Source organism: Mesorhizobium sp. YM1C-6-2 (assembly GCF_003666685.1).
GTDB lineage: Bacteria > Pseudomonadota > Alphaproteobacteria > Rhizobiales > Rhizobiaceae > Mesorhizobium_K.
The window spans coordinates 72094-97939 of sequence record NZ_RCIZ01000003.1 but is presented as its reverse complement, the minus strand read 5'-3'; the positions used below and the strand labels follow the sequence as shown (position 1 = coordinate 97939).

At 65.8% G+C, this 25846-nt stretch carries 26 protein-coding genes and 1 tRNA gene; 17 read left to right on the top strand and 10 right to left on the bottom strand.

Features of this window, described 5'->3' with window-relative positions:
* Positions 1 to 260 precede the first annotated feature (260 nt).
* Genes ffh through rpsP form a run of 3 tightly spaced genes read left to right on the top strand, consistent with a single transcriptional unit; the run spans position 261 to position 2647 of the window.
* Complete coding sequence (ffh, locus tag D8676_RS09145; RefSeq protein WP_121581062.1) at positions 261 to 1859, top strand: signal recognition particle protein; 1599 nt, start codon at positions 261 to 263, stop codon at positions 1857 to 1859.
* 7 nt (positions 1860 to 1866) lie between these two features.
* Complete coding sequence (locus tag D8676_RS09140; protein WP_121580572.1) at positions 1867 to 2193, top strand: chorismate mutase; 327 nt, start codon at positions 1867 to 1869, stop codon at positions 2191 to 2193.
* A gap of 46 nt (positions 2194 to 2239) precedes the next feature.
* The gene (gene rpsP / locus D8676_RS09135) at positions 2240 to 2647 is read left to right on the top strand and encodes a 30S ribosomal protein S16 (RefSeq protein WP_121580571.1); all 408 of its coding nucleotides are present in this window, start codon (positions 2240 to 2242) and stop codon (positions 2645 to 2647) included.
* 615 nt (positions 2648 to 3262) lie between these two features.
* Here rpsP and D8676_RS09130 read toward each other — a convergent pair.
* Positions 3263 to 4297 carry an aspartate-semialdehyde dehydrogenase gene (locus D8676_RS09130; RefSeq protein ID WP_121580570.1) on the bottom strand — a complete coding sequence of 345 codons (1035 nt, stop codon included), beginning with the start codon at positions 4295 to 4297 and terminating at the stop codon, positions 3263 to 3265.
* 110 nt (positions 4298 to 4407) lie between these two features.
* Positions 4408 to 4566 carry a hypothetical protein gene (locus D8676_RS27255; protein WP_183097040.1) on the bottom strand — a complete coding sequence of 53 codons (159 nt, stop codon included), beginning with the start codon at positions 4564 to 4566 and terminating at the stop codon, positions 4408 to 4410.
* Positions 4567 to 4743: 177 nt separating this feature from the next.
* Between D8676_RS27255 and D8676_RS09125 the strand changes: the two genes are divergently transcribed.
* From D8676_RS09125 to otsB, 8 genes are all read left to right on the top strand, one after another.
* Positions 4744 to 5130: a DUF6152 family protein gene (locus D8676_RS09125; RefSeq protein WP_121580569.1), complete on the top strand. Its 387-nt coding sequence runs from the start codon at positions 4744 to 4746 to the stop codon at positions 5128 to 5130.
* A 20-nt stretch (positions 5131 to 5150) separates the two neighbouring features.
* Positions 5151 to 5606: a DUF6644 family protein gene (locus D8676_RS09120; RefSeq protein WP_121580568.1), complete on the top strand. Its 456-nt coding sequence runs from the start codon at positions 5151 to 5153 to the stop codon at positions 5604 to 5606.
* An 81-nt stretch (positions 5607 to 5687) separates the two neighbouring features.
* The gene (locus tag D8676_RS09115) at positions 5688 to 6428 is read left to right on the top strand and encodes a DUF805 domain-containing protein (RefSeq protein WP_121580567.1); all 741 of its coding nucleotides are present in this window, start codon (positions 5688 to 5690) and stop codon (positions 6426 to 6428) included.
* Between the two features lie 238 nt (positions 6429 to 6666).
* The gene (locus D8676_RS09110; RefSeq protein ID WP_147448178.1) at positions 6667 to 6888 is read left to right on the top strand and encodes a hypothetical protein; all 222 of its coding nucleotides are present in this window, start codon (positions 6667 to 6669) and stop codon (positions 6886 to 6888) included.
* Positions 6888 to 7979: a glycosyltransferase family 4 protein gene (locus D8676_RS09105; protein ID WP_121580565.1), complete on the top strand. Its 1092-nt coding sequence runs from the start codon at positions 6888 to 6890 to the stop codon at positions 7977 to 7979. The genes D8676_RS09110 and D8676_RS09105 overlap by 1 nt, the downstream gene beginning before the upstream one ends.
* The gene (locus tag D8676_RS09100; protein WP_245426688.1) at positions 7976 to 10162 is read left to right on the top strand and encodes an amylo-alpha-1,6-glucosidase; all 2187 of its coding nucleotides are present in this window, start codon (positions 7976 to 7978) and stop codon (positions 10160 to 10162) included. The genes D8676_RS09105 and D8676_RS09100 overlap by 4 nt, the downstream gene beginning before the upstream one ends.
* A gap of 97 nt (positions 10163 to 10259) precedes the next feature.
* Positions 10260 to 11972: a trehalose-6-phosphate synthase gene (locus tag D8676_RS09095; RefSeq protein ID WP_121580564.1), complete on the top strand. Its 1713-nt coding sequence runs from the start codon at positions 10260 to 10262 to the stop codon at positions 11970 to 11972.
* Positions 11969 to 12730 carry a trehalose-phosphatase gene (gene otsB / locus D8676_RS09090; RefSeq protein ID WP_121580563.1) on the top strand — a complete coding sequence of 254 codons (762 nt, stop codon included), beginning with the start codon at positions 11969 to 11971 and terminating at the stop codon, positions 12728 to 12730. Before D8676_RS09095 ends, otsB begins: the two co-directional genes overlap by 4 nt.
* A 10-nt stretch (positions 12731 to 12740) precedes the next feature.
* Here otsB and D8676_RS09085 read toward each other — a convergent pair whose 3' ends face one another.
* The 7 genes from D8676_RS09085 to D8676_RS09055 all read right to left on the bottom strand — a co-directional run bounded on the left by D8676_RS09085 (position 12741) and on the right by D8676_RS09055 (position 19259).
* Positions 12741 to 13388 carry a TetR family transcriptional regulator gene (locus tag D8676_RS09085; protein ID WP_245426687.1) on the bottom strand — a complete coding sequence of 216 codons (648 nt, stop codon included), beginning with the start codon at positions 13386 to 13388 and terminating at the stop codon, positions 12741 to 12743.
* Between the two features lie 16 nt (positions 13389 to 13404).
* The gene (locus tag D8676_RS09080; RefSeq protein ID WP_121580561.1) at positions 13405 to 14568 is read right to left on the bottom strand and encodes a dihydrodipicolinate synthase family protein; all 1164 of its coding nucleotides are present in this window, start codon (positions 14566 to 14568) and stop codon (positions 13405 to 13407) included.
* A gap of 110 nt (positions 14569 to 14678) precedes the next feature.
* Positions 14679 to 15116 carry an acyl-CoA thioesterase gene (locus tag D8676_RS09075; RefSeq protein WP_348629008.1) on the bottom strand — a complete coding sequence of 146 codons (438 nt, stop codon included), beginning with the start codon at positions 15114 to 15116 and terminating at the stop codon, positions 14679 to 14681.
* On the bottom strand, positions 15113 to 16042 hold the full coding sequence (locus D8676_RS09070; protein WP_121580560.1) for a 3-keto-5-aminohexanoate cleavage protein: 930 nt from the start codon (positions 16040 to 16042) through the stop codon (positions 15113 to 15115). The genes D8676_RS09075 and D8676_RS09070 overlap by 4 nt, the downstream gene beginning before the upstream one ends.
* Positions 16043 to 16084: 42 nt before the next feature.
* Positions 16085 to 17191 carry an ABC transporter ATP-binding protein gene (locus tag D8676_RS09065; RefSeq protein WP_121580559.1) on the bottom strand — a complete coding sequence of 369 codons (1107 nt, stop codon included), beginning with the start codon at positions 17189 to 17191 and terminating at the stop codon, positions 16085 to 16087.
* Positions 17188 to 17925, bottom strand: a complete 738-nt coding sequence (locus tag D8676_RS09060) for a GntR family transcriptional regulator (RefSeq protein ID WP_121580558.1) — start codon at positions 17923 to 17925, stop codon at positions 17188 to 17190. Before D8676_RS09060 ends, D8676_RS09065 begins: the two co-directional genes overlap by 4 nt.
* A complete protein-coding gene (locus D8676_RS09055; RefSeq protein ID WP_121580557.1) occupies positions 17922 to 19259 on the bottom strand; it encodes an aminotransferase class III-fold pyridoxal phosphate-dependent enzyme in 1338 nt (445 codons plus the stop codon). Before D8676_RS09055 ends, D8676_RS09060 begins: the two co-directional genes overlap by 4 nt.
* Positions 19260 to 19385: 126 nt before the next feature.
* On the opposite strand from D8676_RS09055, the gene D8676_RS09050 reads away from it, so the two are divergent.
* From D8676_RS09050 to D8676_RS09025, 6 genes are read left to right on the top strand one after another with little or no spacing between them, the layout of a single operon-like run.
* Entirely contained in the window at positions 19386 to 20435 is a 1050-nt protein-coding gene (locus tag D8676_RS09050; RefSeq protein ID WP_147448177.1) for an ABC transporter substrate-binding protein, read from the top strand.
* A gap of 8 nt (positions 20436 to 20443) precedes the next feature.
* On the top strand, positions 20444 to 21670 hold the full coding sequence (locus D8676_RS09045) for an ABC transporter permease (protein WP_183097039.1): 1227 nt from the start codon (positions 20444 to 20446) through the stop codon (positions 21668 to 21670).
* Positions 21667 to 22476, top strand: coding sequence for an ABC transporter permease (locus D8676_RS09040; RefSeq protein ID WP_121580554.1), 810 nt, complete (start codon positions 21667 to 21669; stop codon positions 22474 to 22476). The genes D8676_RS09045 and D8676_RS09040 overlap by 4 nt, the downstream gene beginning before the upstream one ends.
* A complete protein-coding gene (locus D8676_RS09035; RefSeq protein WP_121580553.1) occupies positions 22473 to 23645 on the top strand; it encodes an amidohydrolase in 1173 nt (390 codons plus the stop codon). Before D8676_RS09040 ends, D8676_RS09035 begins: the two co-directional genes overlap by 4 nt.
* Before the next feature lie 2 nt (positions 23646 to 23647).
* The gene (locus tag D8676_RS09030) at positions 23648 to 25090 is read left to right on the top strand and encodes an FAD-dependent oxidoreductase (protein ID WP_121580552.1); all 1443 of its coding nucleotides are present in this window, start codon (positions 23648 to 23650) and stop codon (positions 25088 to 25090) included.
* Entirely contained in the window at positions 25087 to 25452 is a 366-nt protein-coding gene (locus tag D8676_RS09025; RefSeq protein ID WP_121580551.1) for an AraC family ligand binding domain-containing protein, read from the top strand. The genes D8676_RS09030 and D8676_RS09025 overlap by 4 nt, the downstream gene beginning before the upstream one ends.
* Before the next feature lie 49 nt (positions 25453 to 25501).
* Here the strand turns inward: D8676_RS09025 and D8676_RS09020 are convergent.
* Positions 25502 to 25591: transfer RNA gene (locus D8676_RS09020), tRNA-Ser, on the bottom strand.
* Positions 25592 to 25846 lie beyond the last annotated feature (255 nt).

Below are 25846 nucleotides of genomic sequence, written 5' to 3'. Positions count from 1 at the left end.
CAAAGCCCTGTATCAGGGTGGGTATAAATCGATCCCGGAGGCCAACACCCGGCAGCGCGATGCGCCCCCGGGTGCTTTTTGGCTTTGCGCATTGCTTGGACCTCCGGAGCGGATGCACTACCTCTCGGGTCTGACCCGATCCGAGACCGAAGGAAGCATGATGTTCGAGAGCCTGCAGGAACGCTCAAGAGGCGTGGAGGCCCGGAGGGCCGACAGGGATCAAAAGAGAACCAAGGCGTTCATGCGCCGAGGGTTGAATGATGTTTGAATCGCTACAGGAACGCCTTGGTTCCATCCTGAACGGCCTGACCGGCCGCGGCGCGCTGTCGGAGGCCGACGTCGCCGCCGCGCTGCGCGAGGTACGCCGCGCTCTGCTCGAGGCCGACGTTGCGCTCGACGTCGTGCGTTCCTTCACCGACAAGGTGCGCACCAAGGCCGTCGGCGCCGAGGTGCTGAAGTCGATCAAGCCCGGCCAGATGGTCGTCAAGATCGTCCATGACGAGCTTGTCGACATGCTGGGCTCCGAAGGCGTCGCCATCGACCTCAACGCACCCGCTCCAGTCGTCGTCATGATGGTCGGCCTGCAGGGCTCGGGCAAGACGACCACCACCGCCAAGATCGCCAAGCGCCTCACCGACCGTCAGGGCAAGAAGATCCTGATGGCCTCGCTCGACACGCGCCGTCCGGCCGCGCAGGAGCAGTTGCGCCAGCTCGGCGAGCAGACCGGCGTCGCCACGCTACCCGTCATCGCCGGCCAGTCGCCGGTGCAGATCGCCGGCCGTGCCGTGCAGGCCGCCAAGCTCGGCGGCCATGACGTCGTCATCCTCGACACCGCCGGCCGCACCCATATCGACGAGCCGCTGATGGCCGAGATGGCCGAGATCAGGAAGGCGTCGAACCCGCACGAGATCCTGCTCGTCGCCGACAGCCTCACCGGCCAGGACGCCGTCAACCTCGCCAAAAGCTTCGACGAGCGCGTCGGCATCACCGGCCTGGTGCTCACCCGCATGGACGGCGACGGCCGCGGCGGCGCGGCGCTCTCGATGCGCGCCGTCACCGGCAAGCCGATCAAGCTGATCGGCACCGGCGAGAAGATGGATGCGCTGGAGGAGTTCCATCCCAAGCGCATCGCCGACCGCATCCTCGGCATGGGCGACATCGTCTCGCTCGTGGAAAAAGCCGCCGAGACGATCGACGCGGAAAAGGCCGCGGCGATCGCCAAGAAAATGCAGGCCGGCAAATTCGACCTCAACGACCTCGCCGGCCAGCTCGAGCAGATGTCCAAGATGGGCGGCATGGGCGGCATCATGTCGATGATGCCCGGCATGAGCGGCATGAAGGACAAGCTCGCCGCCGCCGGTCTCGACGACAGGATGTTCAAGCGCCAGATCGCCATCATCTCGTCGATGACGAAGGCCGAGCGCGCCAATCCCGACATCCTCAAGCACAGCCGCAAGAAGCGCATCGCCGCCGGCTCCGGCACCGATGCCGCCGAGATCAACAAGCTCCTGAAGATGCACCGCCAGATGGCCGACATGATGAAGGCGATGGGCGGCAAGGGCAAAGGCGGCGGCCTCATGCGCGGCATGATGGGTGGCCTGGCGAACAAGATGGGGCTGGGCGGCATGATGCCCGGAATGGGCGGCATGCCGGACCTCTCCAAGATGGATCCGAAGCAGCTCGAAGCCTTGCAGAAGCAGGCCGAAGCCGCCGGCCTCGGCGGCGGCATGCCCAAGGGACTTCCGGGTGGCCTGCCCGGTGGCCTTCCTGGCCTGGGTGGCGGCGGACTGCCCGGCCTGCCCGGCGGCATGAAGCTGCCGGGACTCGGCGGACCGCCGGGACTGGGCAAGAAGAAGTGAGGGGAAGATGAGCGACCCGATCCAGATCACCGAAGCGCGAAAGATGCTCGCCGACTACCGCATCTCGATCGACAATATCGACGCGGCGCTGATCCACATGCTGGCCGAGCGTTTCCGCTGCACCAAGGCGGTCGGCGTCCTGAAGGCCGAGTACGGCCTGCCGCCGGCCGATCCGGCGCGCGAGGCCGAGCAGATCGCCCGCCTGCGGCAACTGGCCAAGGACGCGCATCTCGACCCCGATTTCGCGGAGAAATTCCTGAACTTCGTCATCAAGGAAGTGATCAGGCACCACGAACAGATCGCCGCTGAAAACGGCGTGACGAAAACCGGCTGAATTCCAGCCGACAACCAGACAACGAACCCATTCCAAGGAGAAAGAAATGTCGTTGAAGATTCGTCTGGCCCGAGCGGGCTCCAAGAAGCGTCCCTACTACCACGTCGTCGTCGCCGACGTGCGCAGCCCGCGCGACGGCCGGTTCATCGAGCAGATCGGCTCGTGGAACCCGCTGCTGCCGAAGGACGCCGAGCGCATCAAGATCGACGCCGACCGCGTCAAGCACTGGCTGTCGCACGGCGCGCTGCCGACCGACCGGGTCGCCCGCTTCCTCGACGAGGCCGGCATCACCAAGCGCGAGGCGCGCAACAACCCGACCAAGGCGCTGCCCGGCAAGAAGGCGCAGGAACGCGCCGACGCGCTGAAGAAGGCGCAGGAAGACGCCGCCGCGGCGATCGCCGCCGCCACCGCGGCCCCGGCCGAGGAAGCCCCGGCGGAAGAAGCCGCTTCCTGATCTTTCGCGGGTGGTCCAAACGCGAGCGGCGGGGAGCGATCCCCGCCGTTTTCTTTTTGCGCGTGGATGGCTCTCTCAACTAACCTATTGATTTCATTTAATATTGAGAAAATTCTGCGGCCGTTTATCCACGCCGTCCTTGCCTGAGCGATACTCCTCGCATCGCCCTCGCGGGAACCCTGGTCCGGACCAGGGATCAGGGGAGGGCGGCGGTACCGGTTCGGTCGCGCGGAGGTGGCGCGGCTGGGTGATGAGCCCCGAGGACCGGGCCCTGACCGAGGTCGCGCGGTGAAACGATTCTGCGTCCCCTCCAGATAGGGCAAGAACGCCGGCGGGGTGCGGGAAACCGGCCACGTATTATGTTTGAGAGGCCAGGCCCCGTGCCCCGCTTCCCGACTTCTCCCTCCGTGGCAGGGAGCGTTCTTTGAAATGGCCAGACCGCGAAAGCAGGGCGTGGCGACAATGAAGTGCGCAGATTTCCCTCCCCCTTGAGGGAGGGTGAGCTTTGGCGCATTCGGCCGAAGGCCGAGCCCGCGACCGCGGGCCGCCGGCTATCCGGCGCCCCCGCGGAGGACCAGCCACCGACAGGCGGCGGTACGGCCCGTGAGTGATAAACTACGCCGCCTTGCGCTTCGGCTGGATCAGGCCGCGCTCGATCAGCAGCTCGGCGATCTGCACGGTGTTGAGCGCAGCGCCCTTGCGAAGGTTGTCGGAGACGACCCACATCGCCAGCCCGTTATCGACGGTCGGGTCCTCGCGGATGCGGCTGATGTAGGTCGCGTCCTCGCCGGCCGATTCGATCGGCGTCGCATAGCCGCCGTTCTCGCGCTTGTCGATCACCAGGCAGCCCGGGGCTTCGCGCAGTATGTCGCGCGCCTCGTCGGCGGTGATCGGCTTCTCGAACTCGATGTTGACGGCTTCCGAATGGCCGATGAAGACCGGCACGCGCACCGCGGTCGCCGTCAGCTTGATCTTCGGATCCAGCATCTTCTTGGTCTCGGCCACCATCTTCCACTCTTCCTTGGTGGAGCCGTCCTCCATGAACACGTCGATGTGCGGGATGACGTTGAAGGCGATGCGCTTGGTGAACTTCTTGGCCTCGACCGGATCGGCGACGAACACCGCGCGGGTCTGCGTGAAGAGCTCGTCCATGCCTTCCTTGCCGGCGCCCGACACCGACTGGTAGGTCGCCACGACGACGCGCTTGATCGTCGCCGCGTCATGCAGCGGCTTCAGCGCCACCACCAGCTGCGCGGTCGAGCAGTTCGGGTTGGCGATGATGTTCTTCTTCGTGAAGCCGGCGATGGCGTCCGGGTTCACCTCCGGCACGATCAGCGGCACGTCAGGATCGTAGCGGAAAGCGGAAGAATTATCGATGACGACGCAGCCCTGCTGGCCGATCTTCGGCGACCACTGCTTGGAGACCTCGCCGCCCGCCGACATCACGCAGATGTCGGTGTCGGAGAAATCGTAGTTCTCCAGCGCCTTCACCTTCAGCGTCTTGTCGCCGTAGGAGACCTCCGAGCCGACCGAGCGGCGCGAGGCGAGCGCCACCACCTCGTCGGCCGGAAAGCCGCGCTCTTCGAGGATATTGAGCATTTCGCGCCCGACATTGCCGGTGGCGCCTGCGACTGCAACCTTGAAACCCATGAAACTTCTCCTGCCCCTCTCCGCCTGTTAACTTCTGGAGGAACCCGCCGACCGGCGCGGGCCTCGTCTCCCCGGGCCAGACCCGGGAGGGACGGTAAGGCCAAGGGAGATCAGACCGTTTTGCCGGTCGTTTTGGTGGTGATCGTCTTGGCTTTGGTCGTGCCGGAAACGGCATTGGACAGGAACGGCACGCCGAACCGCCCGGCTCGACGGTTCCCGCCGTGGCCGGGGAAGTCGAGTGCAAGGAGCGCCATCGTCAGGCCGCGCATTGTCCGAAAATCCCGTTCGCGGCTGGCTTTTACCGCGAATCCGCAAATAGTCAATCGAAGCCGATCTATCCAGCCCCGCGGCCGAATTCCCTGCAGAGCCGCTCATCTCGATGTGATTTGGAGCGGCGGCCCCGCCGTTCTAGCATTCCGCGCAGGGGCGGATTACAGGAGGAGGCCATGGCGATTTCGAGACGTGTGCTGCTGTCGAGCGGATTGACCGTCGGCATTGCATTGCTTGCCGCCGGCCCGGCCCTTGCCCATCATGGCTGGTCGTGGACCGAGGAAGGTTTCTTCGAGATCACCGGCACCATCCGCGCGATCAGTTACGGCAATCCGCACCCGACGCTCGACGTCGATGTCGAGGGCGAGACGTGGCGGGTCGAGCTGGCGACGCCCGCCGCCACCCAGCGCGCCGGCTTCATGGAAGACACCGCCAAGATCGGCGACCAGATCGTGGTGATCGGCCACCGCTCGCGCGACGAGGCCGAGAAGCGCATGAAGGCGGTCCGCATCACCGTCAACGGCAAGACCTACGACGTCTATCCGAACCGCGTGCCGAGCTGAGCAGCCGGGCGCGGTGGGGCATGGAGTTCCTTCAGGCCATCGAGCAGATCGGGCCGGTCCGGCTGCTGAAGGCGTCGTTCTTCGTCTATCCGGTCGTCAACACGCTCCACATCGCCGCGATCGGAACCCTGTTCGGCAGCGTGCTCCTGATGGACCTGTCCGTGCTCGGTGCCATCCGCTCCGTGCCGCACCGGATACTGGTGGCGCTCTTGAGGCGTGCCGCGCTTGCCGCCTTCGTCGTCGCCGTTCTGACCGGGCTTGCACTGTTCTCGGTTCAGGCGACGGACTATGTCCGCAACCCGGTATTCCTGACCAAGCTCGGACTGATCCTGCTCGCCGGGCTCAATTTTTTCGCCTTCCTCGCGCTGGACCGAAGGCCGCAGGAAAACGCCGCCGCGCTCCGCATCTCCGCCGTCGCCTCGATCCTGCTCTGGAGCGGCGTGCTCCTTGACGGCCGCTTCATCGGCTTTGTCTGACGCCGGACCTGATCGGCGAATTTGTCCACGCGGCCGCTTCCGGTGCTAATTTGTCCAAGGATTCGGGCTGCAGGAGCTTTCATGCGCGGGGAAGTGCTACACTACGACGACGCCCACGGTTTCGGCTTCATCACCGGCGAGGACGGCAACCGCTACACTTTCCGCCGCGAGGACCTGACACACTCCTTTCCTGTGTCGAGGGGCGTTGCCGTCGAATTCCTGGAAAGCGGCGATCAGGCGCGCGACGTCTCTCCGCCGCTGGCGGCGCAGCAGGCTCCCGCCACCTTGACGGCCACACCGATTGCCATGCCGGCCGCCCGGCCGACGCCACAGCGCTACGGCCGCAATGCCGTCGGCAACGGTGACCCCGGCCGGGGACAGGCAACCGGCCTCTGGGGCCATTTCTGGACGGGCATCACCGCCAACTACGCCAATTTCCGCGGCAGAGCACGGCGCAAGGAATATTGGGGTTTTGCGCTTTTCTACACGCTCGGCATGATCGCGCTCGCAGCCGTCGGCGTTGCGATCGATGCAGCGGCCGGCAACTTCGACTACGGCTATGAGGTGCCGGTCGCGACCATCGTCATCGTGGTTCTTGCGTTCCTTGCCGGCGCGGTGCCGTGCATCGCGATGGGCGTCCGCCGCTTTCACGATATCGGCCTGTCCGGCTGGTTCTATCTCGTGATGTTTGTGGTCGGCCTCCTCCTCGCCGGCAGCGTGACGATCCTGGCAATCGTGCTCGGGCTCATCCCGTCGCAGAAGCGTGAAAACAAATGGGGGCCGGCTCCGGACGGCGTCGAGGCGGCAGTGCCGGCGCGATAGAGGACGGGACCCGCCGGCAGGGATCGGACGAAATCTACCGCCGGCCGGAACCAAAGCCGGAATCGCGCATTTAGTTCCTTGGCCGCGCAACATGCGGGCGGCTGTCAGGCAACGGCCCGCCGCTCCTTAGAGCGGCGGGTTCCGTGCGCGAGGGAGCGATCCCCTGACCCGATCGCTCCCTGGAACATAAATGCGAGTTTCCGGTTCTGCCGAGGAGCCCCCTGCCAAGGAGCCCTTTGTGTCATTCTCATTCATCAAGCTGTTCAGATCCTACGGGTCCGGCCCGGTCCGCCGGCGACGCCATGCGCCGAAAGTCAGGAGTTCCGACGCCGACGCCGCCTGGCGGGAATGCCTCGACCGGGACATCTACGGGGCCAACACGGCGGATTATTCGCTTCAGGCCAGGCGATCCGCGCGGCGGCCGGCCGCTCCCGAGCAGCCCAATCCGAACAGGCACTGATGCGCATCGCACAGGTTGCGCCGCTCTATGAGGCCGTCCCGCCACGGCTCTACGGCGGCACCGAGCGGATCGTCTCCTATCTGACGGAAGGCCTCGTCCGCCGGGGCCACGAGGTGACGCTGTTCGCCAGCGGCGAATCGCAGACCGCGGCGCGGCTCGTGGCGGCGCGCCCGCGCGCCCTGCGCCTCGATCCCGGCCTTCAATCGGTGATCGCCGCACATCTGACGATGCTCCACGAGATCAGGGAGCGCGCCGACGAATTCGACCTCATCCACGTGCACCTCAGCCACTTCATCCATTTTCCGATCCTCGCCGACGTGGCGGAGAAGACGGTGACCACCCCGCACGGCCGGCTGGATTATGCCGACCTCCCCGGCGCCTATGCATGCTGGCCCTTCTTTCCGATGATCTCGATCTCGATGCGGCAGCGCCAGCCGCTCCGCAACGCGCGATGGGTCGGCAACGTCTATCACGGCCTGCCGATGGAGCTTTATCCGCGCCGCCCGCGCGGCGACGGCGGCTACCTGGCATTTCTCGGCCGCATGTCCAGGGACAAGCGCCCGGATCGCGCCATCGAGATCGCCCGCCGTTCCGGCATGAAGCTGAAGATCGCCGCCAAGATCGAGGGCGACGACGACCGCTATTTCAACGAAACGATAAAGCCGCTGCTCGGCCCCGACGTCGAGTTCATCGGGGAGGTGGACGAGAAGACCAAGGCCGGGTTCCTGTCGAATGCCGCGGCGCTGCTTTTCCCGATCGACTGGCCGGAACCGTTCGGGCTGGTCGTCATCGAAGCGATGGCCTTCGGCGTCCCCGTCGTCGCATGGCGGCAAGGAGCTATGCCGGAGATCGTCGACGAGGGCGAGACCGGCTTCGTTGTCGACAGCATCGAGGCCGCGGTCGAAGCGGTTACCCGATGCGACGGACTGGACCGTGACCATATCCGCCAGGTCTTCGAACGCCGCTTCTCGGCGGAGCGGATGATCTCGGACTATGAGGCGGTCTACCGGACGCTGGCGGGCACGGACCGGAACCCCGCCGGGGAGGCCGGTTCCTTTGCCGGCTCCGAACGTTTGCGGGAAATGCGATGACCGCCGGGACGGCAGCGGCGGCCGAACCGCGGACCATGGACGAGCGGCAGCTCGATCCTGCGGTCGCGCTCGCCGCACTCGACGACGCAAGTCCGCGCGAGCCCCATCGCCAGTTCGCGCTGAAGCACGAGGACTGCTTCGTCGTCGCCGACGCGCATGGCGACATCCGGGGCATGGGCGACGGGCTGTTCATCAACGACACGCGCGTGCTGTCGCTTTTCCGGCTCAAGGTCGCAGGTCATCAGCCGTCGCTGCTCGGCGCCTCGCTCTCGCAGGACAACATCCTTTTCACCGCCAATCTCAGCAACCGGGGCCATGCGGCCGACGGCGTGCCGCACGGCGTGATCCATATCGAGCGCAGCCGCTTCCTCTGGCACGAACGGCTCTACGAGCGCGTGACGGTCACCAACTATTGGGGCCGCTCGCTCACGGTGCCGCTGCGTTTCGAATTCGCCGCCGACTTCCGCGACATGTTCGAGGTGCGCGGCTCGACGCGCAGCCGGCGCGGTGTCTCGCGCGATGCGGAGGCGGCCGGACATTCGGTCCGGTTCCGCTACGAGGGGCTCGACGGGCTGGTCCGGGAATCGGCCATCGCCTTCTCGGACGCGCCGGTGGCCCTCACCTATGAAAGTGCGGACTTCGCCTTCGAGGTCGCGCCGCGCGCACGCCGCTCGGTCTTCGTCGAGATCGGCGCCGAGCCGGCCGACCCGTCGCGCCAGCGTTTCCGGGCCGCCGCCGCGAGAGCGCGCTATGCCATGCGGTCGAAACGCCGGCTCGGCGCAACGGTGCAGAGCTCGGGCCGCGTGTTCAACGACTGGCTCGTGCGGGCGCGCTCCGACATCGCACTGCTGACCACCGACCTGGAGACTGGCCCCTATCCCTATGCCGGCATTCCCTGGTTCTCCACCGCATTCGGCCGCGACGGCGTCATTTCGGCGCTTCAGATGTTGTGGCTCGACCCCAGCCTGGCGCGCGGCGTGCTGACCTTCCTGGCCCGCCACCAGGCGACGGAAACGGCGCCCTTCAGCGATTCCGAACCCGGCAAGATCATGCACGAGACGCGCAAGGGCGAGATGGCCGCGCTGCGCGAGCTTCCCTTCGGCCGCTATTATGGCGGCGTCGACACGACCCCGCTCTACATCTATCTCGCGACCGCCTACGCGCAGCGCATGGGCGACACGGAATTCGTCGACGCCTTGTGGCCCTCGCTGCTCGCGGCGACCGCCTGGATCGAGGCGGTGGCGGCAAGGTCGCCGGACGGATTCGTCACCTATCAGCGCGCCGCCGGCACCGGTCTGTCCAACCAGGGATGGAAGGACAGCCACGATTCCGTCTTCCATGCCGACGGCCGCATCCCGGCCGGGCCGATCGCCCTGGTGGAAGTCCAGGGTTACGTCTTCGCAGCCCTCAAGGGCATGGCCGAACTGGCGCGCCAGCGTGGCGAGGAAGAGCTTGCGGAAGGGTGGTCGGAGCGGGCGGAGACGTTGCGCGCTTCGGTCGAGGCCAGGTTCTGGATGGAGGATGCCGGCTACTACTGCATAGCGATCGACGGCAACGGCGACCAATGCGCGGTTCGCGCATCGAACGCCGGCCATCTGCTGTTCGTCGGCCTGCCCGGCCCCGAACGCGCGGCGCGTGTGGCCGAGCAGCTGCTGTCGGGGCATTTCTACAACGGCTGGGGCATCCGTACCCTCGCCGACGACGAGATGCCGTTCAATCCGATGTCCTATCACAACGGCTCGATCTGGCCGCATGACACGGCGATCTGTGGCGCCGGGCTGGCGCGCTACGGCGGGCGCGACGCCGTTGTCAGGCTGACGAGCAGCATGTTCGAAGCCGCCGTCCAGTTCCAGATGCGGCTGCCGGAGCTGTTTTGCGGTTTCGTGCGCTCGCCGGGCGAGGCGCCCGTGGCCTATCCCGTCGCCTGCCTGCCGCAGGCTTGGTCGGCCGGCGCTCCCTTCATGATGCTGCAGGCCTGCCTGGGCCTTCGCGTCGACGGCTGGGCTGGCGAGATAATCGTCGACCGGCCGCGTCTGCCGATCGGCATAGACAGCCTGACGGTGCGCCGCCTCAGCGTCGGACAGGTTACCGCGGACGTGCATTTCCGTCGCGTCGGCGACCGGGTCGCCTGCTACCTCGACCGCCAGCATGAGGGACTGGTGCCGCTGATCGTCAGATCGTGATGGAACCATTGCCGCTGAGCGGCGGTTACGTCCCGTGTCGCCCCGCCTTCGGGGCCTTTGAGTTCGCCCGGCGTTTCGGGGCGTTTTGGACTGGGAAATGACGTCGCAAATTTCGATGACTGCACTATGGCTGATCGTACTCGGCAGCCTCGCTCTCTCCGCATTCGCTCTCGTTCTGACATTCAGGAGATCCGGTCGCGGCGCCGCCGAGCGCGAAGCCGTGAGCGCTGCTGCTGTCGGCCCCTTGCGCGAAACGGAGAGGCTGACGGCGGCCGAGGACGCGCTCGTGCACTGGTCGCCCGAAATGCTGCGCCAGATCCTGCGGACGGAGCTGCCTGACGGCGATCTCATCGTGGTGTCGAACCGCGAGCCCTATGTGCACGAACGCGTTCGCGGCAGGATCCAGTTGCAGGTTCCGGCGAGCGGACTGGTCTCCGCGCTCGAGCCCATCACGCGCACCTGCGCCGGCACATGGATCGCGCATGGCAGCGGCTCCGCCGACATGGAAACGGTCGACGCCGGCGACCGGCTGGCGGTGCCGCCTTCCAACCCTGCCTATACGCTGAGACGCGTCTGGCTCACCGAAGAGGAATACAAGGGCTATTATTCCGGCTTTGCGAATGAAGGCCTCTGGCCGCTCTGCCACATCGCCTTCACGCGCCCGATCTTCCGCGCCGCCGACTGGGAATGCTACCAGGCCGTCAACCGCAAGTTCGCCGAGGTGGTGCTGCAGGAGGCCAAGACCGACCGGCCGGTCATCCTGGTCCAGGATTATCATTTCGCGCTGCTGCCCCGGCTCATTCGCGAAAAACTGCCGGAAGCGGTGATCATCACCTTCTGGCACATACCTTGGCCGAACGCCGAGGTGTTCGGCGTCTGCCCGTGGCGCGAGGAGATTCTCGACGGGCTGCTCGGCAGCTCGATCGTCGGCTTCCACATACAGCTCCACTGCAACAACTTCCTCGACAGCGTCGACCGGCTCCTGGAGTCGCGCATCGACCGCGAGGATTCGTCGATCTCCTACGGCGGCAATGCGACGGCCGTGCACCCCTATCCGATCTCCATCGAATGGCCGGAGGAACGCCCGCCTTCGGCGCGAAGCGCGCGCGAACGCGTCTTCCAGAAATTCGACCTGCCCGCCGACATGAAGTTGGCGCTCGGCGTCGAGAGGCTCGACTACACCAAGGGCATACTCGACCGCTTCCGGGCTCTGGACGAGTTCTTCCAGCAGCACTCCGACTGGATCGGCCGGGTGGTCTTCCTGCAGGTGGCCGCCCCCAGCCGCAGCACGCTTCCCTCCTACCGGAGGCTGCACCAGGAATGCCTGCGCCTCGTTGCTGAGATCAACGAACGCTATGGCCGCGACGGCTATCAGCCCGTCATCATGCTCGACGAGCATCACGACCAGTCGGAGCTTTTCGAGCTCTACCGGGCCGCCGACCTCTGCGTCGTTTCCAGCCTGCATGACGGCATGAACCTGGTCGCCAAGGAATTCGTCGCCGCACGCGACGACGAGCAGGGCGTGCTGGTGCTGAGCAGCTTTGCCGGCGCCTCGCGGGAGCTCCCCGAGGCTCTGCTGGTCAATCCCTTTGACGCGGCCGGCATGGGCGAGGCCTTCTTCCATGCGCTGACCATGGACCCCGAAGAGATCCGCGAGCGCATGCGGCTGCTGCGCGAGACGGTCAGGACAAACAACGTCTTCCGCTGGGCCGGCTCGATGCTGCTCGACGCCGCGCGCATCCGCAGGCGCGCGCCGTCGGCGACGCCGGCCGGGCTGACATTCTCCGGAGAAGGAATACGGACTGCATGACCACACAACCGCCGCCCGACGACCTGAAGGGACGGGACATCGCGCTTTTTCTCGACATAGACGGCACGCTCCTCGAGCACCGGCCGCATCCGGAGGACGTGCGCGTCGACGATCGGCTGCGTGGCCTGCTCGGGTCAATCGCGCGCTCGCTCGGCGGCGCCGTGGCCTTCGTCACGGGGCGCAACATCGCCATGGTCGACCGCCTGTTCGCGCCGCTGCATCTGCCGACTGCTGGGCTCTACGGGCTGGAGCATCGGCTGACGCCCGAGGGGCCGGTCGAGAGCGCCGGCGAACCGGAAGACCTCGCAGCAGTCGCCGACCATCTGCAGCACCGGTTCCACACCACCGAAGGCATCTATTTCGAACGCAAGGGCGCGGTGCTGGCGATACATACCCGCGCGGCGCCCGCAGCTTTGCCCGAGGTCAAGGCGGCGGCCGAGGAGGCGCTGGCTCGGCTCCCCGAGGGCTATCGTATCGTGGCCGGCCATGCCGGACTCGAATTCATGCCGCTCGAAGCGCTGAAGAGCGCCGCGATCGAGCGCTTCATGGAGGCAAGTCCTTTTGCAGGCAGGCTGCCGGTGTTCCTCGGCGACGATGTCTCGGACGAAGCCGGCTTCGAATATGTGAACGCCTTGAACGGCGTCTCCATCCGCGTGCGCCCTCAGGGAGGGACGGAAGCCGGGTTCGCGCTGCCTGACGTCGCGAGCGTTCACCGATGGCTGGCCGGGTTCGAGGCAAACGTGGACGCTGCCCGCTAGCCGGATCACCTCATGGCCGCAGATAGCCCAGGATGACGCCGACGACGTGCTCGCCCCACGCTTCGATTTCAGCCGGCTCGGAAAGGTCCCGTCCGAAACTGACACCGAGCGTCCAGCGGTTGGCGAGATAGAAGAAGCAGAGCGAGGCGATCGACACATAGAGCTTGAAGGGGTCGACGCCGCGTCGGAACTTCCCTTCCGCCACGCCTTGGTCGAGCAGCGATCCTATCTTCGCGATCAGCGGCGAGTTCAACGCGCGGATCCTCGCCGAGCCGCCCAGCGCCGCGCCCTTGTTGACGTTCTCCGTCGCCAGCAGGCTCAGGAACTCCGGATGCTCGCGATAGTAGCGCCACGTGAACAGCACGAGTTCGCGCATGGCCTCTGCCGGACTGCCGCGCCCGAGCACGATCTCGCCTTCCGCCGCCCGGATGGCGGCATAGGCCTCCTCGAGCACAGCGCGATAGAGGTCATCCTTGGTGCCGAAATAATGGTAGAGCATGCGCTTGTTGATGCCGGCCTGGTCGGCAATAGCGTCGACGCGCGCGCCGCCGAGACCGAGAGCGGCGAACTCCGCGGTCGCCGCGGCAAGGATGGAAGCCCGCGCGCGATCGGGATCGCGGCGCCGCACCTCCCGACCGACGACCTTGCTTCGCTTCACCGCCGACGTCATCGCCTCAACAGGCAACGCCGCGGGCAGCAAAAACGGGCCTGGCGCGGGCAACCGCCCTGTCGGGATCGAGCAGCACGCCCGCCCGATCGGCGAGCCGTAGCAGCTCGGCGAGATGCAGCGTCGAGCGCGTGTTCTCCTGCCCGGCCAGCATGGTAAAATGGTCCTGGAAGCCGTTGAGATAGGCGAGGAAGACGACGCCCGTCTTGTAGAAGCGGGTAGGCGCCCGGAAGATGTGGCGAGACAGTGGAACGGTCGGCGCCATCAACGCGTCGTAGCGACCGCGGTCGCCCGACGCCAGCGCTTCGAGCGCGGTCGCAGCGACAGGTGCTATCGGATCGAAAATGCCGAGCAGCGCGTGGGAATATCCCTGCTTGTCGCCAGCGATCAGATCGGGGTAGTTGAAGTCGTCGCCGGTATACATGACGACGCCTTGCGGCAGCGTCCGCCGCATCTCGATCTCGCGCTCCGCCGAAAGCAGCGAAATCTTGATGCCGTCGACCTTCGCGCTGTTTTCGCGGATGACCTTGAGCGCGGTCGCCATTGCCGCGGCGACATCGTCGGTCCCCCAATATCCGGCAAGCGCCGGATCGAACATGTCGCCAAGCCAGTGCAGGATGGCCGGCTGCTGCAACTGGGTCAGAACCTTGCCGTAGACTCGGACATAGTCGTCCGGCCCGCGCGCCGCCTTTGCCAGAGCGCGGCTCGCCATGAGGATGACCTGGCTGCCGGCGGCCTCGATCGCCTCGCACTGCATGAGGTAGGCCTCGGTGACGGCGTCGAGCGTCGGGCTGTCGGATTCGGGCAGGTGGTCGGTGCCGGCGCCGCTGGCGATGGCCGCGCCACGCGCCTTTGCGGACCGTGCAGCCCGCTGCACCAGCTCCAGCGCGTGCGGCCAGTCGAGCCCCATGCCGCGCTGCGCCGTGTCCATGGCCTCGGCGACGCCGAAGCCCAGTCCCCAGAGATGGTCACGGAACGCCAGCGTGCGTTCCCAGTCGATGGCCGTGCCAAGCGTCGGATCGATGTCGGCGAAGGGATCGACCACCACATGCGCCGCGGCGAAGACCCGCCTGTTCCAGGGCGCGGCATGGGCCGGCGGACGACAGGGCTCGCCGGCAAGCTTGTAGGGCTCGATGCGGCCGTCCGCCGTCGGCAGGTTCAAGCTGAGCATTTTTTCACGCCCGCATAAATAACTGTATAGTTACTTAAGCGTGGATAGCGCGAAACACCTTTTCGTTCAAGAGGCGCCCAGCGACCACGCGTGCGGCGCATCCTTGCCGTTCAGGGGGAACTTCCGGTGTCGAGAAGAAGCCGTTCGGCGCGTTGGCGCAGATCGGCATCGACCGCCAGCGATTTGCGCGCGACGAGATCGAAGCGGACGGAGGTCACCGTCGCCTCGGCGTGGAGTTCGCCTTCGAGCGAGCCGGCCATGACGTGGCGATAGGTGACCGATGTCCGCCCGATGCGTGTGACCTGCGAGCGGATTGTGATCAGCGTGCCGGCGGGCGTCTCGTGCCGGTATTCGATCTCGTGGCGGACATCGGCCCAGCCGAGCGACCTGTCCTTCTCGACGCCGGTCAGCCTGCCAAGCAACTGGAAACTGGCGTCGTCGAACATGGCCATGTAATGGCGCACATTCATGTGCCCCATGGTGTCGCACATCCACGGATGCGCGACGCCGACATAGGTAATGACGCCATCTCTTCGGCTGTCCGTCAAAACGCTACCTCGTCCCCGCCCTTGAGCTTCAGGAGATTACGCGCTTCGTCCGGCGTGGCAACATCGAGGGACAGTTCGCCGAGTATGCGCTTGATCTTCGCCACCTGCTCGGCATTGCTTTTCGCCAGTTGTCCCTTGCCGAGATACAGGCTGTCTTCCAGGCCGACGCGCACATTGCCGCCCATCACGGCGCCCATCGTGCAGAGTCCCATCTGATGTTTTCCGGCTGCCAGGATCGACCACATGTAATCACCGCCAAACAGGCGGTCGGCGGTGCGGCGCATATGCATCATGTCCTCCGGGTCGGCCCCGATACCGCCGAGCAACCCGAAGATCGTCTGCACGAAGAGCGGCGGCGTCAGAAGCTTGCGGTCAAGGAAATGCGCCAGCGCGTAGAGATGACTGACATCGTAGCACTCGAACTCGAAGCGCGTGCCATAGGCCTGGCCGACCTCGACGATGATGCGCTCGATCTGCTCGAAGGTGTTGGAGACGATGCCCTGCTTGGTGCCCTCCAGATATGGCTTCTCCCAGTCATATTTCCATTCGGAATATTTCGGCACGATCTGGCTGAGCACGAAGTTCATCGAGCCCATGTTGAGCGAGCAGAGCTCGGGTTGTGCCGCATGTGCCGCTTCCAACCGCTCCTCCAGCGACATCTTCAGCCCGCCGCCGGTCGAGATGTTCATGACCGCGTTGGTCTGCTGCTTGATGCGCGGCAGGAAGTCCATGAACAGGCGCGGGTCGGGCGACGGCTTGCCGGTCTCCGGGTCGCGCGCATGGAGATGGATGACCGACGCGCCGGCCTCCGCCGCGCCGACGGACGCCTCGACGATCTCGTTGGGCGTGATCGGCAGATGCGGGCTCATGGTCGGCGTGTGGATCGACCCTGTCACCGCACAGGTGATGATGACCTTTCTTCCCATTGCGCTTTTCTTTCTTCCCAGGATGCAATGCAACTTGCCCGATCAAGGATCGAGCGCCAGACAGTCTTCGGTTCGCCAGCCCAGTCGGGCGGCAGCCCCGACCGAAAGGCCTTGGAGGCCGGAACGGTTCGGAATCTTCGCGATGAGCGTGCCGACGCCATCCACCGCGCAAACCACGCGGATATGGTCGCCGACATAGACGATCTGCCGGATCGCGGCGTCGAGGACGTTGTGCGCTTGCTCGTCGCCGCTCAGCAGCGCCAGGCGCTCAGGTCTGAGCGACAGGATAACGGGGGCCCCCTGCCGCGCCACGCCGGCGCCGACCGCCAGCGCGAGGATGGCAGTCCCCGAACCGAGGCGTATGTTGACATGCGGTCCGTCGATCGCCTCGACGACGCCTTCGAGACGGTTGTTCTCGCCGATGAAGCCAGCGACGAAACGTGTCTGCGGCCGCTCGTAGAGCGTAGCAGGATCGGAAAGCTGCTGGACCGTGCCGGAATCGAAGACGGCGATGCGGTCCGACATGGTGAGCGCTTCCGTCTGGTCGTGCGTCACATAGACGAAGGTCACGCCGAGGCGGGCATGTATCTCCTTGATCTCGTATTGCATCTGCTCGCGCAGTTGCTTGTCGAGCGCTCCGAGCGGCTCGTCCATCAGCACCAGGGTCGGCCGGAAGATCAGTGCGCGCGCAACCGCGATGCGCTGCTGCTGGCCGCCCGAGAGCTGGTCGGGACGTCGCCCTCCAAGACTCGGAAGCCGCACCATGTCGAGCACGGCCGCGACGCGCGTCTCGATCTCGGCCTTGCCGATACGCCTGACCTGCAGCGGAAAGGCGAGATTCTCAGCCACGGTCATGTGCGGGAAAAGCGCATAGTTCTGGAAGACCATGCCGATGCCGCGGCTGTTGGGCGGTACGTTGTCGATACGCCGGCCGTCGACGAGTATCTCGCCTTCGGTCGGCTCTTCGAAGCCGGCGAGCATCATCAGCGAGGTCGTCTTGCCGGACCCCGACGGGCCAAGCAGCGTCAGGAACTCGCCGCGCATGACGTCGAGGTTCAGATCCCTGACCGCCTGCACCGCCGTGCCGTAATGCTTCGACACGCCGGCGAAGCGCACATGAACGGCCGATCCGGCCTCGCCGCTTGTCATCGAGAGGCCTGCGTGACAGGCATCGCGGCGCGGCGCCGGGCTGATGTCCGCCCGGTTGCAGGCGGCGGTGCGCTTGCGGCGCGCAGCATCATGTCGGCGGCGTCGCTGATGTCCGCCACCAGCGCGCGGCGCGCCTTTACTCCGTCGCCGGCGCGAAGCGCTGCAAGTATCTCGGCGTGATAGTCCAGCCCGAGGCCGAGCGTGGCCTCGCCGCGCATGATATTGAGCCAAGGGCCCGCACGCAGCCAGAGCCGCTCGATGATCTGCTGGGTGGCGACGGAGCGCGCGGCCCGGTAGATCTGAAAATGGAACTGCCGGTTGAAGGCGAGATATTTTTCCGAGCCGTCGACCGTGGTGCAGGCCTTCATGCGCTCGTTGAGCTCGTCGATCGCCTCCAGCTCCGGCAAGGTGATCGTCGCGGCGGCCCACTCCGTCGCCGAGCCCTCGATGAGGCAGCGCACGCGCACGATGTCGGAGATGACGTCCACCGACGCCTCGGGAACGATGACACCCCGGTTCGAATGATCGAAGAGCGCCTCCTCGCTCACCAGCCGACGCAACGCCTCGCGCACCGGCATGGCGCTGGTCTCGAAACGCTCCGCGATCTTGCGAACGACGAGCCTCTGGCCGGGGATGAAATCGCCATTCATCAGCCCCTGCCTCAATTCCGCATAGACACGCTCATGCGCTGTCGCCTGCATCGAGCCGGAAGGCGGGATCTTCCTGGCCGTCATAGAGCGGTCCTGCCGGGGAGGATCGATTTGTGCGTCACGAGGAAATCCTCGAAGGCGTCCATGAAGGCATCGAGCTCGGCATCCCCGTAAGGCAGGGACAGAGCCATCATCCCGCGCGGCGTGACGTGGAAACCGCGGAGCATCATCTCGACATGCCATAGCGCCAGCAGATTCGGGTCACTGTCGTCGAGCGGTGCCGGCGTGTTCACCGGGCCGGCGACGAAATGCAGGTTCATCAGCGAACCCCGGCCGAGCACGACGCCTTCGACGCCGTGCTTCTCGAGTGCGTCGTTCATCCGCCCGCGCATGCGGTCACCGCGCGCGTTGAAGCTGGTGCTCGCTTCTTCGGTCAGTACCTGCGTGAGGCCGGTGAAGCCGCCAGCCATGCTGAGGATGTTGTTGTTGAACGTGCCGCCATGCGAGAAGGCGCCGGGAGAAGCCGGGTCGAAACGGTCGATGAGGTCGGCCCTGCCGCCGAAGGCTCCGAAGCTGGCGCCGCCGCCGAGATATTTTCCGAGCGTCACGAAATCGGGATTGATGCCGTGCACGCCGTGCAGCCCCCGATAGGCGAGACGCGACGTCATCACCTCGTCGAAGATGAGGAAGGCGCCCGCCTTCGCCGTGGCCTCGCGAAGCGCGGCGAGGAAGGAACGGTCCGCTGGGATGCATCCGCCGCCGCCCATCATTGGCTCGATGATCACCGCAGCGAGATCGCCCGCAAGCTCCTCGATGAGGCGCACGGTGCCTTCCGTGTCGTTGTAGTCGGAGAAGACGAAGGGGAAGGGCAGGTTGAGCGGCGACCCGCCATGCGCGAAGGTCAGCACGCCGCCGTGATAGCCTTCGCGGAAAGCCATGATCTTGGAGCGGCCGCTGATGGCGCGCGCCGCCGAAAGCGCCATTATGTTTGCTTCCGTGCCCGAGTTGCAGAAACGCACGCGCTCGATGGCCGGGAAGCGCTGCACGATCTCGGCGGCGTAACGCGCCTCGTAGCGGTTGGGCGCGCCAAGCAGAAGCCCCTGGTCGATGACCTCCTTCAGCGCCGCCGCTATCGTCCGGTCGGAATGGCCGTAGAGGCCGGCGCTGTATTCCGACACGAGGTCGACATAGCTGTGGCCGTCGAGGTCTGTCACGCGGCAGCCGTCGCCCGACACCAGCGTCAGCGGGAACGGCCGATACCACAAGACGGCGCGCGTGTTGCCGCCCGGCAGCGAATCCGCCGCCAACCTGTGGCGCTCGAGGCTCTTCGGGTTTGCCGACGTGAAACGCTGACGGGCATCGGCCAGGACGGCTTCGAGACTGGCATTGCCGAGTCGCTGGGAGGAAGCGTTTAACATTGATCAAATCCTGATGATTGCTTCGGCGTTTCGTCGTCTGTTTTCCGCATACTTCATGATTTCCGCTTGCATTTCAATCCATATCCAGTATGAAATTTGATCAAATTCAGCAAAAAGGGGAACGTCATGTTGAAATTCTCGCATTCTCTTTCCGTCGCCGCCATGCTTGCCGCATCGCTCGCCACGGCCCAGGCCGCGGATACGATCAACGTGGTTGGCTGGGGCGGGAACTGGGACAAGGCATACAAGGAAGGTGTCTGGGACAAATACAGCGAGCAGACCGGCGCCAAGATCGTCATGGAGGAGTGGGGCGGCGAGCTCGCCAAGGTGCGCGCCCAGATCCAGTCGGGCAGCATCACATGGGACATGGTTTCGCCCGAGGCGCCCTCGGTCGAGGTCGGATGCGCCGAGGGCTTGTTCGTATCCCTGACGCCGGAGATCACCGGCGATCCGTCGAAATACCTGCCGGGCACCATTCATGAATGCGGCGTAGCTTCCGACACGTGGGCGACCGTGCTGGCCTACAATGCTGACGCCATTCAGGGCGACGGCCCGAAAAGCTGGGCGGATTATTGGGATGCCGAGAAATTCCCGGGCAAGCGCGGCATGCTGGCCCAGGCGCAGTATACTCTCGAGAACGCGATGATGGCGGACGGCGTGGCGCCTGCCGACGTCTATGACGAATTGCGCAAGCCCGGCGGCATCGATCGCGCCTTCGCCATGCTCGACAAGATCAAGCCGCATGTCGTCTGGTGGAGCACCTCGACCCAGGCCATGCAGAACCTCGCCAGCGGCGAGGTCGTGATGACGGACCAGTACAATGCCCGCGTCACCAACGACATCGTCAACGAAAAGAAGAACTACAAGATCGTATGGGACGCTGGCTTCTTCTACGGGACCGACATGTGGTCGGTGGTGAAGGGCTCGCCCAACGAGAAGGCGGCGCTCGAATTGCTGAAGTGGTTCTCGATACCGGAAAACCAGGCCGGATTCTCGAAGCTCTATGCCTACGGCACCGGCCGCATCGAGGCTGCCGACTACGTGCCCGAGGAATGGCAGAAGAACCTGCCCACCGCTCCCCAGCATGCGAAGTTCGGCGCCACTTACGACACCAACTTCTGGGTCGAGAACAAGGAATCGCTGGAAGCCCGTTTCCAGGCCTGGCTGGCGCAGTAAGTCACGCCATGTCGGGCGGCGCCACCAGGACCGGTCAGCGCGGCCGTCGGCAGAACATGCTGACGGCCGCCATGGTCGCGCCGCTCGTCCTGTTCATAGTCGTGGTCTTTCTCTGGCCGGTTGCCCGCTTCCTTGCCCTGTCTGTCGACAACTCCGACATCTCCTCCAACCTGTCCCGGACATTTGCGGCGATCGGGGACTGGCAGCCTGCCACAGGGTCGCCGCCCGAGCCGCTGCTCGACGCGCTGGTCCAGGATCTCGCCGAGGCGAGGAACAAGGGCCGTGACGGTGTGCTTGCGCAGCTTATCAACCAGCGGCAGGTCGGCACACGCTTCCTGGTGATCAAGACCGCCAAGGACGCCGCCGAGGGCAAGTTCGACGCCCGGCCTGTCGGCGATGCGCTGCTTGCGACCTATCCCGGCTGGGCTGACCCCGCGCTGTGGACGGAGATCATCCGGGCCCGCGGCACGCTGACCGCCTACTACCTGCTCGGCAGCCTCGACCTCCAGCGCTCGGCCGACGGCGGCATCGAGCGGGTGCCCGCAGACCGCGCCGTGTTCGTCGATGCGCTCCTGCGGACCATCTGGATCAGCCTCGTCGTAACCGTGGTCTGCGCCGTCCTCGCCATTCCGGTCGCCCAGGCGATCGTCAGCGCTCCACCGGCTTGGTCGCGGATAATGTTCGCGCTCGTGCTTTTTCCGCTCTGGACGTCGCTTCTGGTGCGAACGGTGATCTGGATCATCGTTCTGCAAAAGAACGGTCCCGTGAACGCGGCCCTCGTGTTCAGCGGGCTGGTGGATACGCCGCTCACGCTGATCTACACCCGCTTCTCGCTCTATATCGCAATGATCCAGGTGCTGCTGCCGCTCATGGTGCTGTCGCTTGTCTCGGTCATGCGACGCGTGCCGGCAAGCTACATGAAAGCCGCGCTCTCGCTGGGCGCTCCATGGGCGACGGCGTGGCGCCGCGTGCAGCTTCCGCTGATCATGCCCGGCCTCCTCGCCGGCTCGGCGATCGTCTTCGTCTTCGCGCTCGGCTACTACATCACGCCGATCCTGGTGGGGGGGCCGGGCGATCAGATGATCTCCTCCTATATCGCCTTCTACACGAACACGACGTTGAACTGGGGCCTTGCAGCCGCTCTCTCCGTGCAGCTGCTGCTCGTTCTTCTCGCCAGTGCCTTCCTGCTCTGGACCGCGAGGGTGCTGACGCGCCGGCCGGCGGGTGCGCCATGAGCGCCGCATCCATCCGCCGTCTCGCCATGTACGCCTATGCCGCAACGGTGCTCGCCTTCATCCTGGTGCCGTTGCTGATCATCGTGCCGATGTCCTTCACCAGCGGCACGTCGCTCAGCTTTCCGACTCCCGGCTTCTCGCTCCGCTGGTACCAGGAACTCGTCGACGATCCGCGATGGCTGACATCCTTCGTGAACTCAGTCATCGTCGCGTCGGCTTCCACGCTGCTGTCCTGCCTGCTCGGCATTCCCGCCGCGATCGGGCTGGCCTGGGGCAATTTTCCTGGCAAGCGTATCGTCTATGCGCTGGTCGCCGCGCCCCTGGTGGCGCCGATCGTGATCGTCGGCGTCGCCTCCTTTTCCTTCTTCGCCGCGGCCGGCCTGACCGGTAGCCGCTGGGCGCTCATCCTCAGCCATACAGCGCTCGCGGTGCCGATCATGCTGACCACCGTCGTCGCCAGTCTTTCCGGTTTCGACCGCACTCTCGTGCGGGCTGCAGCCTCTCTCGGCGCCGGTACCGTCCGGACCTTCTTCCGGGTGATCCTCCCGCTCATCGCGCCGGGAGTGGTCAGCGGGGCGATCATCGCCTTCATCATCTCCTTCGACGAAGTGGTGGTGGCGAGCTTCCTGACGACCGGCGAGCAACGCACGCTGCCGAGGATGATCTTTTCCGGCGTACGCGAATCCGTGAGCCCGGCGATCGCCGCGGTTGCCGTATTGCTCATCGCCTTTTCGGCGGTGTTGCTCGGCATCATCGGCTGGCTCCAGTCGCGCGCCGTCCGCCTCCGCTCACGAGCGTCCGCATGAACATCCCCGCCGAGGTCGACCGGTTGAAGGACGAGATGGTCAGGTGGCGCCGGCACCTGCATGCGCGGCCCGAACTGGGCTTCGAGGAAGTCGACACGGCCAGGTTCGTGGCCGACGTTCTGCGTGAAAAGGGCATCGACGTCGTCGAGGGCATCGGGCGTACCGGTCTGGTCGGCACGCTGAAGGGAAAGCATGGCAAAGGCCCCAGTCTGGGGTTGCGCGCCGACATGGATGCACTGCCCATGACGGAAGCACGCGCCCTGCCTTATGCATCGCGCGTGCCGGGCCGCATGCATGCGTGCGGGCATGACGGACACATGGCGACGCTGCTCGGCGCCGCCGCCGCATTGTCCAGCACGCGGAATTTCGCCGGAACCGTGCATTTCATTTTCCAGCCGGCCGAGGAGGGCCAGGGCGGCGCGCTCGCCATGCTTGCGGACGGGCTGTTCGACAGCTTTCCCTGCGACGAGATCTACGCCTATCACAATTCGGAGCGTCCGTTCGGACAGGTGGTCGTTTACGACACCGTCGTGGCGGCCGCCGCCGACCGCTTCACCATCACGATCCGGGGCCGCGGAGGACATGCGGCAACGCCGCATCTGGCGATTGACCCGCTTCCGATCGCCGCCCGCATCCTTCTCGCCATCGAGGGGTTGCCTGGACGACTGACCGACGCGAGCTCGCCGGCCGTGGTCACGGTCGGCAGCCTCCATGCCGGCGACGCCTTCAACACGATCCCAGATCAGGCGACGCTCATCGGCACGGTCCGCTGCTTCGACGAGGATGTGCGACTCAAGCTCGAACAGGCCATCAGGCGGATCGCGGACAGTGAGGCCGCAGCGCATGGGGCTACGGCACGGATCGCCCACGAGACGCTGTTCGCTCCCACAGTGAACAGCGCCATGCATGCCGGTTTTGTCCGAGAAGCGGCTGCCGAGGTGGCCGGGACGGACGCGATCCGGCGCAATCCTCCGCCGGAACTCGGCTCGGAGGATTTCTCCTTCATGCTGCAGAGCCGCCCCGGCTGCTATTTCCTGGTCGGCCAGGGCGACGCTGAGCATCAGGCCGTCGCCCATGACGTCAACTACGATTTCAACGACCGCATATTGCCAATCGCCGCTGGCATCTTCGTTCGCCTGGTGGAGCGCCGCCTTGCGCCTGGGGCGTGACGATGACGAAGGTCGACCGAGCGGACATCGGCTGGCGGAGCCACTGGCTGCAGCAGGCTCTGGCCGAGGACGATGGGCTGGAGCCGCCGCTCGAAGGCGATGCGCGCGCCGATGTCGTCATCGTCGGCGGCGGCTTCCTTGGCCTCTGGACCGCCATACGGCTCAAGGAGGCCGACCCTTCCCTCGACGTCGCTCTGCTCGAACGCGACATCTGCGGCGGCGGACCGAGCGGCCGCAACTCCGGCATGCTGCTCTCAGCCTGGACCAAGTTCAACGCCATCGCGGCACTGCGTGACGAGGAATCCGCGGTTGCGCTGATTGACCGATCACGCGAAGCCATCGACGGCATCGAGACCTTCTGCGCCGAGAACGGCATCGACTGCTGGTTCGATCGGGTAGGCTGGATCTGGGGCGCAACCTGTGCGCCTCAGCTCGGCGCATGGGACGGCGCCCTCGGCAAGCTCACCCGGCACGGGCGCCAGCCCGCGCAGCCGGTCAGCCGCGAGCAGATCGCCGAGATGACCGGCACGCGGAGCCATCTTGCCGGCGTCTTCGACGCGTCGGCGGCGACCATCCATCCGGGCCATCTCGTACGCGGCCTGCGCCGGGCGGCGCTTCGAAGGGGCGTTCGCATCTACGAGAAGACGCGCATGCGCCGCTTCAGCCGGCGGGACCCGATCGTGGTGGAAAGCGAACGCGGCCATCTCCGCTGCGGCAGGCTGGTGCTGGCGATGAATGCGTGGTCCGCCGCCGTGCCGGAGCTGGCTCCAGGTATCTTCACCATATCGAGCGACGATGCGGTGTCCGAGCCCATGCCCGAACGCCTGCAGGCCGCCGGCTACAGCCGCGGTCCGCTGATAATCGATTCCCGCGTCTTCGTTTCCGGCTATCGCGTGACTCGTGACGGCCGGCTGCTGGTCGGCGTCACCGGCGGACATGTTGGCTTCGGCGGCACCATAGATGCGCGGTTCGACCGTCCTTCTCCGCGCGTCAGAGCGATGCGTGAGGCGCTGCGGGAGGGGCATCCCACACTCGCCGATTTCCCGCTCGCCAATTCCTGGAACGGCCCGATCGACAGGACCGCCAGCGGCCTCCCCTTCTTCGGCGTGCTGCCGTCGAACCCGAACATCGCATTCGGCTACGGCTTTTCCGGAAACGGCATCGGCATGACCTATCTGGGCGGGCAGATCGTCACCTCGCTGCTGACCGGCCGCGACGACCACTGGCGCGAGAGCGTGCTGGTGCGGCCGGTGACGCGCGGCTTCCCGCGCGAGCCCTTCCGCTTCGTAGGCGCGCATCTGGTGCGCGGCGCAGTGCGCCGACGCGACTGGCTGGAGCACCGGGACAGGAAGCCGGGGCCGTTCACGCGCTGGCTGGCGGGGCTGGCGCCGTCCGGCGTCACCCCGTCCAAGGCCAACATTAAGCGGAAGGAAGACGCGAAATGAATTCCGGGCCGCGCATCTTCAAGCGATCGGAAATGACGCTGGCGCCGGCCGTCACCGCCACCGGCGCGACGTCGATCGCCAGGGTCGTCAACGCCTCGTTCAGCAGACACATTGGCGGTGGCGTTGAGTATCTCGAGAATGTCGCTATCGACTGGACCGTGACCTATGACGAAATCCTGTTCATCTTCGAAGGCCGCCTGACGCTCGAATTCGACGACGGCGCGCACGAATGCACGGCGGGCGACATCGTATGGCTCCCCGAGGGCACACATCTCAAATACATCGCCCGCGAACGCGCCGGCTATTTCTATGCGCTCTATCCCGCGGACTGGGCCGCTCGCCAAGGGACCAGCGAACCCTGAGCCACGCGGCACCCCGGAGTTTTACTCGAATAAAGAGCTAAAAAGGCGATGGCGGAGAAGGAGGGATTCGAACCCCCGATACCCTTGCGAGTATGCCGCATTTCGAGTGCGGTGCTTTCAACCACTCAGCCACTTCTCCGCAGCGTGGTCGGCCGTTTCGGCGCGGGCACTAGATAACGGCGCTCCTTCCAGGTTACAAGGCCAAATTCGCGATGTGTGCGAAGAAGGATAAGGGCGCAACGCCGCCGCCCGAACCCCGTACCGGCTTCGGCCCGCCGGCATGGAAAATCGCCCCGGATTGCGCCTTTCACGGCTTTTCGGCGCCGTCTTTCGGTTGACTCCGCACCTTGCTTCGGCTAGGGAGCCCATGCATCCGGCGTGGGGTCTCTCCGCG

What these genes read in the sequence shown, in the direction of transcription:
- ffh (WP_121581062.1), top strand. Translation starts at nt 261, where the DNA reads ATGTTTGAATCGCTACAGGAACGCCTTGGTTCCATCCTGAACGGCCTG.
- D8676_RS09140 (WP_121580572.1), top strand. Translation starts at nt 1,867, where the DNA reads ATGAGCGACCCGATCCAGATCACCGAAGCGCGAAAGATGCTCGCCGAC.
- rpsP (WP_121580571.1), top strand. Translation starts at nt 2,240, where the DNA reads ATGTCGTTGAAGATTCGTCTGGCCCGAGCGGGCTCCAAGAAGCGTCCC.
- D8676_RS09130 (WP_121580570.1), bottom strand. Translation starts at nt 4,297, where the DNA reads ATGGGTTTCAAGGTTGCAGTCGCAGGCGCCACCGGCAATGTCGGGCGC.
- D8676_RS27255 (WP_183097040.1), bottom strand. Translation starts at nt 4,566, where the DNA reads ATGCGCGGCCTGACGATGGCGCTCCTTGCACTCGACTTCCCCGGCCAC.
- D8676_RS09125 (WP_121580569.1), top strand. Translation starts at nt 4,744, where the DNA reads ATGGCGATTTCGAGACGTGTGCTGCTGTCGAGCGGATTGACCGTCGGC.
- D8676_RS09120 (WP_121580568.1), top strand. Translation starts at nt 5,151, where the DNA reads ATGGAGTTCCTTCAGGCCATCGAGCAGATCGGGCCGGTCCGGCTGCTG.
- D8676_RS09115 (WP_121580567.1), top strand. Translation starts at nt 5,688, where the DNA reads ATGCGCGGGGAAGTGCTACACTACGACGACGCCCACGGTTTCGGCTTC.
- D8676_RS09105 (WP_121580565.1), top strand. Translation starts at nt 6,888, where the DNA reads ATGCGCATCGCACAGGTTGCGCCGCTCTATGAGGCCGTCCCGCCACGG.
- D8676_RS09100 (WP_245426688.1), top strand. Translation starts at nt 7,976, where the DNA reads ATGACCGCCGGGACGGCAGCGGCGGCCGAACCGCGGACCATGGACGAG.
- D8676_RS09095 (WP_121580564.1), top strand. Translation starts at nt 10,260, where the DNA reads ATGACGTCGCAAATTTCGATGACTGCACTATGGCTGATCGTACTCGGC.
- otsB (WP_121580563.1), top strand. Translation starts at nt 11,969, where the DNA reads ATGACCACACAACCGCCGCCCGACGACCTGAAGGGACGGGACATCGCG.
- D8676_RS09080 (WP_121580561.1), bottom strand. Translation starts at nt 14,568, where the DNA reads ATGCTCAGCTTGAACCTGCCGACGGCGGACGGCCGCATCGAGCCCTAC.
- D8676_RS09070 (WP_121580560.1), bottom strand. Translation starts at nt 16,042, where the DNA reads ATGGGAAGAAAGGTCATCATCACCTGTGCGGTGACAGGGTCGATCCAC.
- D8676_RS09065 (WP_121580559.1), bottom strand. Translation starts at nt 17,191, where the DNA reads ATGACAAGCGGCGAGGCCGGATCGGCCGTTCATGTGCGCTTCGCCGGC.
- D8676_RS09060 (WP_121580558.1), bottom strand. Translation starts at nt 17,925, where the DNA reads ATGACGGCCAGGAAGATCCCGCCTTCCGGCTCGATGCAGGCGACAGCG.
- D8676_RS09055 (WP_121580557.1), bottom strand. Translation starts at nt 19,259, where the DNA reads ATGTTAAACGCTTCCTCCCAGCGACTCGGCAATGCCAGTCTCGAAGCC.
- D8676_RS09050 (WP_147448177.1), top strand. Translation starts at nt 19,386, where the DNA reads ATGTTGAAATTCTCGCATTCTCTTTCCGTCGCCGCCATGCTTGCCGCA.
- D8676_RS09045 (WP_183097039.1), top strand. Translation starts at nt 20,444, where the DNA reads ATGTCGGGCGGCGCCACCAGGACCGGTCAGCGCGGCCGTCGGCAGAAC.
- D8676_RS09040 (WP_121580554.1), top strand. Translation starts at nt 21,667, where the DNA reads ATGAGCGCCGCATCCATCCGCCGTCTCGCCATGTACGCCTATGCCGCA.
- D8676_RS09035 (WP_121580553.1), top strand. Translation starts at nt 22,473, where the DNA reads ATGAACATCCCCGCCGAGGTCGACCGGTTGAAGGACGAGATGGTCAGG.
- D8676_RS09030 (WP_121580552.1), top strand. Translation starts at nt 23,648, where the DNA reads ATGACGAAGGTCGACCGAGCGGACATCGGCTGGCGGAGCCACTGGCTG.
- D8676_RS09025 (WP_121580551.1), top strand. Translation starts at nt 25,087, where the DNA reads ATGAATTCCGGGCCGCGCATCTTCAAGCGATCGGAAATGACGCTGGCG.